The following is a 12888-nucleotide window of genomic DNA, read 5'->3' on the forward strand; positions in this document are numbered from 1 at the left end:
GATCCACATGTACGACGGTATGGACGCCTCGCGTGTCAAGGTGCTGCCGGAAGCCGCTCAACTGGAGATGGTGCGCGCCGCCGCGACCCTGGCGGCCGAGGACCGCGGCGACGCCGGGTCCGTGGTGCGCCTGACCGACGTGGTCTGGCACGAGCCGGTCGTCGTCGGCCCGGAGCAGCAGGTCCACGTCGACCTGCACCCCGGCGCGCACGGCGCCGCCGACACCTGGGCGGTGTTCGCGGACGCGGGCGCCGGCACCGGCAGCAGCGGCACCGTGTCCGTGTTGCACGACGCGGGCGCCGAGCGGGTCGACCTAGCCGCGTACGGGACGGGCCAGCGGCCCGGCACCCTCCTGGTGGACCTCGCCACCGGCGGGTCCGGCGGGCGCACCAACGCCGTGGTGGTGCCCGGCCAACTCGCCGCCTGCCTGGCCGCGGTGGCCCGCGACGCAGGCTGGGACGCGGCCGACGTGTGGCTGCTCGGCGCCGACGAGGTGACGTACGCCGACTCCTCCCGGCAGGCCGTCAAGGGCGCGGTGGAGATCGCCGCCGATCCCTCCGGGCGGACCGCGACGCTCTCCGTCGACCTGGTGGACCGGCGCGGCAAGAGCCTGGTCAGCTTCCGGGCCCTGCGCGTCTCGGCCGAGGAGCGCCAGCCGGCCGAGGCCGCGACCGAGCAGGGCGGCCCGGCCGCTGCGACGGCTGCGACCGGTCACACCGGCCCGGCGGATGCCCCCGCCCCCGCCGCCACCTCGCAGACCGTGGAGACCGTGCCGCCCGGCCCCGGGCGCCGGACCGAGATGGCCGGCTGGACGGTCGCCGAGTGCCTGGATTGGGAGCTCAAGGACGTCGTCTTCCACCTGCTGAAGCTGCCGGTGGACAAGTTGGACGAGTCGGCCAACCTCCAGGACTACGGCTTCGACTCGATCAGCCTGGTGGAGTTCGCCGGCGTGCTCGGCGAACGGCTCGGCGTGGAACTCACACCCGACGTCTTCTTCAGCTACCCCACCCTGGCCGGCCTCGCCGGCCACCTCCTGGAGACGGCCGCGGACACCCTCGAAGCGCACTACCGCGAGGGCCGCACCATCACCCGTACCATCACGAACCCCAGCAACACCGGTAGCGCCGGCCGTGCCGGCAACCCCGCCGCCGGCGCGCCCACCGGCACCACCACGCCGGCCGCCCCGCAGGCCACCGGCGCCACGCCGCGCGCCCAGCGCCGCCCCGAGGCCCGCCAGCGCCGGCTGCGCATGAGCGCCCCGGCCGCCGCCGTGGACGCGGGCGCCGTCGGCACCGAACCGGTGGCGATCGTCGGCATGAGCGGCCGGTTCCCCGGCGCGCGGACCGTCGACGAGCTGTGGCAGATCCTGGCCGACGGCCGCTCCGTGGTCGGCCAGGTGCCGGCGGAGCGGCGCCCCGCCTGGGGCACCGAGCGCCGGATGGGCGCGATCGAGGGCGTGGCCGAGTTCGACCCGCTGTTCTTCGAGATCTCGCCCCGCGAGGCCGAGCTCATGGACCCGCGCCAGCGGCTGCTGCTCCAGGAGATGTGGGCCGCCCTTGAGGACGCCGGCTACGGGCCCGAACAGTTGGGCCAGGAGAAGGTCGGCGTCTTCGTCGGCGTCGAAGAGGGCGACTACCGCAACCTCATCGCCGGCGACACCGGCGTCACCTCCAACAGCAACGCCATCCTCGCCTCCCGGTTGGCCTACTTCCTCAACCTGTCCGGGCCGAGCATGGCCATCAACACGGCCTGCTCCTCCGGCCTGGTCGCCCTGCACGAGGCGTGGCTGAGCCTGCGCTACGGCGACTGCGACACCGCCATCGTCGCCGGCGTCAACGTCCTCGCCGACCCGGCCAGCTACGACACGATGGCCCAGGCCGGAATGCTCTCGCCGGAAGGCACCTGCCGCGCCTTCGACCGGCGCGCCGACGGCATGGTGCCAGGCGAGGCCGTCGCCGTCCTGGTGCTCAAGCGGCAGCAGGCCGCCGAGGCTGACGGCCAGCGCATCTACGCCACCGTCCTGGGCAGCGGCGTCAACTACGACGGCAAGACCAACGGCATCACCGCCCCCAGCGGCGCCGCACAGGCCCGCCTGCTGAAGGACGTGTACGGGCGCGCCGGCGTGCCCGCCGAATCGGTGGGCTACCTCGTCACCCACGGCACCGGCACCCGGCTCGGCGACCCGATCGAGATCAACGCGCTCGCCGAGGCGTTCCGCGACTCCACCGACCAGACCGGCTTCTGCGCGCTCACCTCGACCAAGCCCAACATCGGGCACACCCAGGCCGCGTCCGGCCTGGTCAGCGTGGTGGCGCTGGCGCTCGCCATGCGGCAGGAGGTGATCCCGCCCAGCATCCACTGCGAGCAGCCCAGCGACTACATCCGCTGGGAGGACAGCCCCTTCTTCATCAACCGCGAGTCCCGGCCCTGGCCGCAGGAGGCCGACCGGCCGCGGCGCGGCGGCGTCAGCGCCTTCGGCATGAGCGGCACCAACGCGCACGTCATCCTGGAGGCGCCCGGCAGCGCCCGCAGCGACCGCGCGACCATCGACGAGCAGCCCGCAGCCCCCGCCTACCTGCTGCCGCTCTCCGCCAAGACCCCCGACGCCCTGGACCGGGCGCTCACCGAACTCGCCGACCACCTGGCCGCCCGCACCGACGCCGGACCCGGCTACCTGGCCTCGGTCAGCCACACCCTGACCGTCGGCCGGCACCACTTCGCACACCGCTGCGCCGTCGTCGCCGTCGACCGCGAGGACGCCGTACGGCTGCTGCGCCAGGCCGCGCAGGGCGAGAAGCCCCGCAAGGTCTTCCGCGCCACCGTCACCCGCGACTTCACGCCCAACAGCCTCGTCGGCGACCTGGTCGCGGAGGCCCCGCGGCGCCGCCAGGACCCCGCCCGCTACCAGGAACTCCTGGTGGCCATGGCCGACCTGTACTGCCAGGGCTACGACCCGCGGCTGCCCGACCTGTTCGACGGGCAGGTGCTGCGCGTCGGCCTGCCCAGCTACCCCTTCGCCCGGCGCACCTGCTGGCTGCCGGAGAGCCACACCGCAGCCACCACCGGCCGGCAACTGCACCCGCTGGTCCACGAGAACACCTCAAGCCTGACCGAGCAGCGCTACGGCTCGCTGTTCACCGGCGCCGAGCCGTTCCTCACCGACCACGTCGTCCACGACCGCAAGATCCTGCCCGCCGCCGCCTACCTGGAGATGGTGCGCGAGGCGGTCCAGCAGGCCACCCGCGGCCCCGGCGCCGACGCCGTCCGGATGCGACTGGTCAACCTGCGCTGGCTGCGCCCGCTGGCCGTCGACGGCCCCGTCCAGGGGCAGCTCGCCCTCATCCCCGAGCCGGGCGGTGACATCGGCTTCGAGGTGTTCTCCGGCGAGGCCGACACGGACATCCACTGCCAGGGCGACGCCGTCCTGGTGCCCCCGGCGCAGGCCGACGAGGCGCCCGTCATCGACGTGCCCGCGGTCCGCGCCGACTGCACCCGCACGCTGGGCGCCACCGAGTGCTACGAGCTGTTCGCCGCCGCGGGCCTCCAGTACGGGCCCACCCACCGCACCATCACCGAACTCGGCCTCGGCACCGACCTGGTCGTCGCCCGCCTCGCGCTGCCCGCGGCCGACGACTCCTACGTGCTGCACCCCGGCCTGCTCGACGGCGCCTTCCAGGCCACCGCGGGCTTCATGGCCGCGGAGGGCGTCACCGGCCATCTGCCGGTCGCCCTGGACGAGGCGGAGATCTACGCCCCGGCCGCCACCCCCGCCTGGGCCGTCATCCGCCGGCTGCCATCGGCCGGCGCCTGGGTGAACCGCTTCGACATCGACCTGTGCGACGACGCCGGCCGGGTCAGCGCCCGACTGCGCGGCTTCACCACCAGCCTCAGCAGCAGCGACATGGCGGCCCAGGACGCCGGCGCCACCCCGGCGACCGGCCTGTGGCAGGCCGACTGGACCGCGATCGAGCTGGCCGCGTCCTCGCTGACCGCGACCGGCGAGCCCACCGGCTGGGCCGCACACCACGTCCTGCTCTGCGACCTGCCCGCGGCCCCCACCGCGGACCAGTTCGGCACCGGAGCCAGCGTCCGGGCGCTGACCAGCACCGGCGAGGACACCGCCGAGCGCTTCACCAGCCTCGCCGAGCAACTCTTCCACCACGTACGGGAGATCCTCGCCACCCGCCCCGCGCACGACGTACTGCTCCAGGTCGTCGTCCCCGGCGGCGGGGCGGCCCAGGTGCACGGCGGGCTCTCCGGGCTGCTGCGCACCGCCCAGTTGGAAAACCCGCGCCTGGTCACCCAACTCGTCGCTCTCCAGCCCTCCTTCGACATCCAGACGCTGCCGGCCCAGCTCGCGGCCGAGGCCGCCGGCGACCAGCTCGACCCCGAGGTCCGCCACACGGGCGACGCCCGTCTGGTGCCCGGGTGGACGATGCTGCCGCAGCCGACCGACACCGCCGGCCCGGCGCTGCCCTGGCGCGCCGACGGCACGTACCTGATCACCGGCGGTGCCGGCGGCCTCGGGCTGCTGTTCGCCGAGGAGATCGCCCGGCAGGCGCCCGGCGCGCGCATCGTGCTCACCGGCCGCTCGCCGCGCACCGACCGCATCGACGCGGCCCTCGCCCGGCTGACCGGGGCCGGCGCCCGCGCCTCCTACCGCAGCCTGGACGTCACCGACCGGGCCGCCGTCGCCGCTGCCGTCGCCGACCTCGCCGCCAGCGGCGGGCTGCACGGTGTGCTGCACTGCGCCGGCGTACTGCGCGACAACTACCTCATCCGCAAGGAACTGGACGAGCTCCGCCAGGTGCTGGCCCCCAAGGTCACCGGCCTGGTGGCGCTGGACGCCGCCACCGCCCACCTGGACCTGGACCTCCTGGTCTGCTTCGGCTCCACGTCGGGCGCGGTCGGCAACGCCGGCCAGGCGGACTACGCGCTCGGCAACGCGTTCATGGACCGCTTCGCCGCACACCGCGCCGAACTGGTGCGGGCCGGGAAGCGCAGCGGCCGTACCCTCGCCGTCGACTGGGCGCTGTGGCGCGACGGCGGCATGGGCGTCGATGACCAGGTGCTGGCCCAGATGGAGGCCCGCAGCGGCCTGGTGCCCATTCCCCGTGAGGACGGCATCGCCGCCTTCTACCGGGCGCTGGCCAGCGACGCCACCCAGACGCTGTGCCTGTCGGCCAGGGACGCCCGGCGGCTGGCAGCGGCCACCGACCGGCTCACCGAGCGGCCGGCCCGCCAGCAGCAGGTGGCCGCGGCGGGCGAGCCGGACACGGGTGTCGCGGGCGGTCGCGTCGTGAACTACCTGCGCGAGGTCGTCGGCCGCGAGCTCAAGCTCGACACGCCGAGCCTGGAGGCCGACGCCCCGCTCAGCGAGTACGGCATCGACTCCATCAGCGTCATGACGCTCACCGACGCGCTGGAGCGCGACTTCGGCAAGCTGCCCAAGACGCTGTTCTTCGAGTACCAGACGCTGGCCGAACTCGGCGGCTACCTGCTCGCGGCGCACCCGGCGCAGGCCGCCCGGGTGGTCGGCGCCGGCGCCAAGCCGGCGGTGCGTACGGCAGCGGCGCCGCAGCCCACCGCCGGCGAGCGCCCGACCACCACCGTCGCGCGCCGCAGGGGACGCTCCCGCTTCCTGCCGGCCGCCGGACAGGCCGCCACCGCGCCCACCGGCTCGCCCGACATCGCCATCATCGGCCTGGCCGGCCGCTACCCGCAGGCCCCCGACCTGGACGCCTTCTGGGCCAACCTGCTGGCCGGCCGGAACAGCGTCACCGAGGTGCCGGCCGACCGCTGGGACCACCAGAGCTACCAGCAGGACGGCATCTACTGCCGCTGGGGCGGCTTCATCGAAGGCGCCGACCAGTTCGACCCGCTGTTCTTCAACATCGCGCCCCGCGAGGCCGAGTTGATGGACCCGCAGGAGCGGCTGTTCCTCCAGTGCTCGTACGCCGCGCTCCAGGACGCCGGCTACACCCCGCAGGACCTCGACGGCCAGAGCGCGGACGGCACGGCGCGCCGGGCCGGCGTATTCGTCGGCGTGATGACCTCCGACTACCAGTTCTTCGGCCTGGAGCGGCAACTTGCCGGCGCGCCGATCGCCACCGGCGGCAACTTCTCGTCCATGGCCAACCGGGTCTCCTACCACCTGGACTTCCACGGCCCCTCGCTCGCCGTGGACACCATGTGCTCCTCCTCGCTCACCGCCATCAGCCTGGCCTGCGAGAGCATCCGCCGCGGCGAGAGCGACGTGGCGATCGCCGGTGGCGTCAACCTGTCGCTGCACCCCAACAAGTTCCTCCTCCTCTCGCAGGGCAAGTTCGCCTCGACCAACGGCCGCTGCGAGTCCTTCGGCGACGAGGGCGACGGCTACGTGCCGGCCGAGGGCGTGGGCGCGGTGCTGCTCAAGCCGCTGGCGCTCGCGGAGGCCGACGGCGACCACGTCTACGGCGTCATCAAGGGCACCGCCCTCAACCACGGCGGCCGGACCAACGGCTACACCGTCCCCAGCCCCAACGCCCAGGGCAACGTCATCGGCGCGGCCCTGCGGCAGTCCGGGATCGACCCGCGGGCCGTCAGCTACGTGGAGGCGCACGGCACCGGCACCAAGCTGGGCGACCCGATCGAGATCCGCGGCCTGAGCCAGGCACTGGCCGACGCCGGCCAGGCCGGCCAGATCGCCATCGGCTCGGTCAAGTCCAACATCGGCCACGCCGAGGCCGCCGCCGGCATCGCCGGGCTCACCAAGGTGCTGCTCCAGATGCGGCACGGCACGCTGGTGCCCTCGCTCCACTCGGACGTGCTCAACCCGTTCATCGACTTCGACGACACACCCTTCGCGGTGCAGCAGGACGTCGCCGAGTGGCGGCGGCCGGTCATCGACGTCGACGGCCGGCCGCTGACCCACCCGCGCGTCGCCGGCCTCTCCTCCTTCGGCGCCGGCGGCTCCAACGCCCACCTGGTCATCGAGGAGTACGCGCCGACCGCCGGCACCACCCGCCGCCCGGCCGCGACCCCGGCCGGCCCGGTCGCCCTCGTGCTGTCCGCCAAGACCGAGGAACGGCTGCGGGTGAGCGCCGAGCGGCTGCTCGCCGCGCTGCGCACCGGCCGCTACACCGACGCCGACCTGCCCGCCATCGGACACACCCTGCAACTCGGCCGGGAGGCGCTGACCCACCGCCTGGGCCTGGTCGCCCAGAACCTGGCCGAAGCGGACCGCAAGCTCGCCGGCTACCTGGCCGGCTCGGCCCCCGCGGGCGAGGTCGCCACCGGACAGGCCAGGGCCGGCGCCACCGACACGGACCAGCCCGTCGGCGCCGACGGCCGGCCGCAGCCGCTGGTCGAGGCGTGGACGCAGGGCCTGGCCGTCGACTGGCGCGAGCTGTACGGGCCGAACGACACCCCGGGCCGCATCAGCCTGCCCGGCTACCCGTTCGCCGAGGAGACGTACTGGCTGCCCGGCGGCGACCGGCTGCCGGTACGCGCCGGCGGCGTCGCCGCACTGCACCCGCTGGTGCACGAGAACACCTCCGACCTGACCCGCCAGCGCTTCACCTCCCGGCTCACGACCGCCCCGACGCCGGCTGCCGGGCTGGAGATGGCGCGCGCCGCACTGCTGCTGGCCAGCCCCGGTGCCGCTGCCGACACGCACACGGTGCGGCTGACGGACGTCACCTGGCACGGCGCCCCGGAGCTGGCCACCGACGGCCAGGCCGTCCACGTCTCCCTCCTGCCGACCAGCGCGAACTCCGTGGAGTGGGCGGTCTACGCCGACCAAGTAGGTGCGGAAGACGAGGAGTTGGTGGCCGCCGAGGGTGCCGCGACGCTGGCCCCGGCCGCCGCGCAGCCCGCCCCGCGCCTCGCCAAGGACGGTGCCGAGGGACAGCTCATCGAGGTGTCCGTGCCCGAGACGGGCCACCCGGCGCTGGCCCTGCTGCACGCCGTCGAAGCCTGCCTGGCCACCGTTGACGAGGTGCACACCGCGCGCGAGGTCGTTTTCACGCCGGCCGCCGAACGGCCGGCCTGGGCGCTGCTCGACCGGCGTCCGGACGACCTGGACCTGACCGTGTGCGCGGCGGACGGCACCGTACTGCTCCAGGTGCGCGGCCTGACGCACGGCGGCGCGGCCGGCACGGACGCCGAGGACGAGGTGGCAGCCCCGGCGGCCGACGCGGTCGCCTCGGCAGCGGCCGAGGTCGCCGCCGGCCCCGGCCGGCGGGCCGAGATGGCCGGCTGGTCGCTTGCGCAGTGCCTGGACTGGGAGCTCAAGGACGTCATCGCCGGCGTGCTCAAGCTGCCCGTCGACCGCATGGAAGACGGCGTCAACCTCCAGGACTTCGGCTTCGACTCGATCAGCCTGGTGGAGTTCGCCGGCGTGCTCGGCGAGCGCCTCGGCATCGACCTGACCCCCGACGTCTTCTTCAGCTACTCGACGCTGGAGGCGCTCGGCGGCCACCTCCTGGAGACGCACGCCGCAACCCTGGAGCCCTTCTACCGCGAGGGCGGTACCGCAACCGGCGGCGCCGCGGTAGCCGAGCGACCGGCCGCGAAGGCCGCGCGGCCCGCCAAGGGCGGCAAGGCAGCCGCCTCGGGCAAGGCCGCCAAGCGGCGCCGGGCCGCCGCTGGCCGCCTGGTGCGGCGCGGCACCGCGGACGCCGGTCCCGAGCCGGTGGCGATCGTCGGCATGAGCGGCCGGTTCCCGGGCGCGCGCACGGTGGACGAGTTGTGGCAGGTGCTGGCCGACGGCCGCTCCGTGGTCGGCGAGGCCCCGGCTGACCGGCGCCCCGCCTGGGGCACCGAACGCCGCATCGCGGCCATCCCCGGCGTCGCCGAGTTCGACCCGCTGTTCTTCGAGATCTCGCCGCGCGAGGCGGAGAACATGGACCCGCGCCAGCGGCTGCTGCTCCAGGAGATGTGGGGCGCCCTGGAGGACGCCGGCTACGGCCCGCGGCAGCTCAACGAGGAGAAGGTGGGTGTCTTCGTCGGCGTCGAGGAGGGTGACTACATCTTCCTCACCGGCGAGGAGGGCAGCGTCACCGCGCACGCCACCTCCATCCTGGCCGCCAGGCTCGCCTACTTCCTGAACCTGTCGGGTCCGAGCATGGCGATCAACACCTCGTGCTCCTCGGGTCTGGTGGCGTTGCACGAGGCGTGCCTGAGCCTGCGGTACGGCGACTGTGACACTGCGATCGTCGCCGGCGCCAACATCCTTTCCTACCCGGGCAGTTACGACGCCCTCGCGCGCGCCGGGATGCTCTCCGAAGAGGGCCTGTGCCGGGCGTTTGACCGGCGTGCGGATGGGATGGTGCCGGGTGAGGCGGTGGCGGTGCTGGTGCTCAAGCGTCAGCAGGCTGCCGAGGCTGATGGTCAGCGGATTTACGCGACGGTGTTGGGCAGTGGCGTCAACTACGACGGTAAGACGAATGGGATCACGGCGCCCAGTGGTGCGGCCCAGGCCCGTCTGTTGCGGGAGACGTACGAGCGTACGGCGATTGCGCCGGAGTCGCTGGAGTACCTGGTGACGCACGGTACCGGTACGCGGCTCGGTGACCCGATCGAGATCAACGCGCTCGCGGAGGCGTTCAAGGAATCCACCGATCGGACCGGGTTCTGTGCGTTGACGTCGACGAAGCCGAACATCGGTCATACGCAGGCTGCTTCGGGTCTGGTGAGTGTGATGGCGTTGGCGCAGGCGATGCGGCGGGAGGTGATTCCGCCGAGCATCAACTGTGAAGAGTTGAGTGACTACATTCGGTGGGAGGACAGTCCGTTCTTCGTCAACCGTGAGGTGCGGGCGTGGCCCGAGCGTGCTGATGGGGTGCCGAGGCGTGGTGGGGTGAGTGCCTTCGGGTTCAGTGGTACCAACGCCCATGTCGTCCTCGAAGCCCACGGCTCGGCCCGTACGCACCGGGCCCAGTTGGAGGAACAGCCCGCGGTCGCCTCGTACCTGCTGCCGGTCTCCGCCAAGACCCCCGAGGCCCTGGAACAGTTGCTGACCGCGCTCGCCGATCACCTGGCGGCGCAGAGCGATGCGGGTGCGGGTTACCTGTCGTCGGTCAGTCACACCCTGATGGCGGGCCGACACCACTTCGCTCACCGGTGCGCGCTGGTGGTGCACGACCGGGAGGACGCGGTACGACTGCTCCGCCAGGCCGCGGCCGGCGAGAAGCCCCGCAAGGTCTACCTCGGCACCGTCACCCGCGACTTCACCCCCAACAGCCTGGTCGAGGACCTGGTGGCGGAGGCCCCGCGCAGCCGCCAGGACTCCGGTCGCTACCAGGAACTCCTGCTGGCCATGGCCGACTTCTACTGCCAGGGTTACGAGCTCCGCTTCGACGGCCTCTTCGACCGGCAGCCCACCCGCATCAGCCTGCCCACCCACCCCTTCGCCCGCGAGCTGTACTGGCCGTCCGATGAGGACCTCGCCAAGGAGCTCGGCCGCCGCGGCCACGCGGACGACGCGGACGCCTTCGAGGAGTACACCGCCTACGAAGAGGTCGAGGAGACGGTGACCGAGGGTGGCGACGGCGCCGCGGTGGCCCCCGGCCCCGGGCGGCGTGCCGAGATGGCCGGCTGGTCCATCGCGCAGTGCCTGGAGTGGGAACTGAAGGACGCGGTGTCGCAACTGCTCAAGCTGCCCATCGACAAGCTGGACGAGTCGGCCAACCTCCAGGACTACGGCTTCGACTCGATCAGCCTGGTGGAGTTCGCCGGCGTGCTCGCCGAGCGCCTGGCCATCGAGCTCACCCCCGACGTCTTCTTCAGCTACCCCACCCTGGAGGGCCTCGGCGGCCACCTGCTCGCCGCGCACGGCGACACCATCGAAGCCTTCTACCACCCGGGACACAGCGGTGCGACCCCGACCACGCGGCGCGTGAAGCGGGCCGTCAAGCGGCGGCGCCCGGTCTCCGGCCGGGTGGTGCGCAGCGGCGGTGCGGACGCCGGTCCCGAGCCGGTGGCGATCGTCGGCATGAGTGGCCGGTTCCCGGGCGCCCGCTCGGTGGACGAGTTGTGGCAGGTGCTGGCCGACGGCCGCTCCGTGGTCGGCCAGGTGCCGGCCGACCGGCGCCCCGACTGGGGCACCGAGCGCCGCATGGGCGCGATCGAGGGGGTGGCGGAGTTCGATCCGCTGTTCTTCGAGATCTCGCCGCGCGAGGCGGAGAACATGGACCCGCGCCAGCGCCTGATGCTCCAGGAGATGTGGAAGGCCCTGGAGGACGCCGGTTACGGCGCCGAGCACCTGGGCCGCGAGAAGGTCGGCGTGTTCGTCGGCGTCGAGGAGGCCGACTACGTCTTCCTCACCGGCGAAGAAGGCAGCGTCACCTCCAACGCCACCTCCATCCTCGCCTCGCGCCTGGCGTACTTCCTGAACCTGTCGGGTCCGAGCATGGCGATCAACACCTCGTGCTCCTCGGGTCTGGTGGCGTTGCACGAGGCGTGCCTGAGCCTGCGGTACGGCGACTGTGACACCGCGATCGTCGCCGGCGCCAACATCCTCTCCTTCCCCGGCACCTACGACGCGATGGCCCGCGCCGGGATGCTGTCGGAGGAGGGTTTGTGCCGGGCGTTTGACCGGCGTGCGGATGGGATGGTGCCGGGTGAGGCGGTGGCGGTGCTGGTGCTCAAGCGTCAGCAGGCTGCCGAGGCTGATGGTCAGCGGATTTACGCGACGGTGTTGGGCAGTGGCGTCAACTACGACGGCAAGACGAATGGGATCACGGCGCCCAGTGGTGCGGCCCAGGCTCGTCTGTTGCGGGAGACGTACGAGCGTACGGCGATTGCGCCGGAGTCGCTGGAGTACCTGGTGACGCACGGTACCGGTACGCGGCTCGGTGACCCGATCGAGATCAATGCGCTCGCGGAGGCGTTCAAGGAATCCACCGATCGGACCGGGTTCTGTGCGTTGACGTCGACGAAGCCGAACATCGGTCATACGCAGGCTGCTTCGGGTCTGGTGAGTGTGATGGCGTTGGCGCAGGCGATGCGGCGGGAGGTGATTCCGCCGAGCATCAACTGTGAAGAGTTGAGTGACTACATTCGGTGGGAGGACAGTCCGTTCTTCGTCAACCGTGAGGTGCGGGCGTGGCCCGAGCGTGCTGATGGGGCGCCGCGGCGTGGTGGGGTGAGTGCCTTCGGGTTCAGTGGTACCAACGCCCACGTCGTCCTCGAAGCCCACGGCACCGAGCGGGCCGAGCAGGAGCGGCTGGCGGCCCAGCCGGTCGCCCCCGCCTACCTGTTGCCGCTCTCCGCCAAGACCGCCGAGGCGCTGGCCCAGAACCTGACCGCGCTCGCCGATCACCTGGCGGCGCAGAGCGATGCGGGTGCGGGTTACCTGTCGTCGGTCAGTCACACCCTGATGGCGGGCCGGCACCACTTCGCTCACCGGTGCGCGCTGGTGGTGCACGACCGGGAGGACGCGGTACGACTGCTGCGCCAGGCCGCGGCCGGCGAGAAGCCCCGCAAGGTCTACCTCGGTGCCGTACCGCGCGAGTTCTCACCCAACGCCGCCGTGCACACGGTCGTCCAGGAGATGACCGACGAGGCCGCGGGCAACCCGCAGGACCACGCCCGTTACCAGGAACTCCTGCTGGCACTGGCCGACTTCTACTGCCAGGGTTACGACCCGCGCCTCCAGGACCTCTTCGAGCAGCGGCCCGCCCACATCAGCCTGCCCACCCACCCGTTCGCGGTGCGCAACCTGTGGGTCGGCGGACACCGGGAACGGCTCGCGGCAGCCGCCGCGGCGGCCACCCCGACCGCAGCCCCGGCCCCGGCCAGCCAGCCGGCGGTCCAGCCCGCCCCGGCCGCAGCGCCGGCCCCCGTCGTGGCCCCGACTGCCAGTCGGCCGGCGCCCGCCGCACCCGCGAGCAACCGGCCGGCGAC

1 protein-coding gene is annotated in these 12888 nt (G+C 73.1%); it reads left to right on the top strand.

Features of this window, described 5'->3' with window-relative positions; genetic code table 11:
* Positions 1-7 precede the first annotated feature (7 nt).
* A partial coding sequence (locus ACMA1D_RS12885) for an SDR family NAD(P)-dependent oxidoreductase (protein WP_414724049.1) occupies positions 8-12888 on the top strand: 12881 nt, incomplete at its 3' end.

It is taken from the genome of Streptomyces sp. 796.1 (assembly GCF_047525675.1).
Lineage (GTDB): Bacteria > Actinomycetota > Actinomycetes > Streptomycetales > Streptomycetaceae > Streptomyces.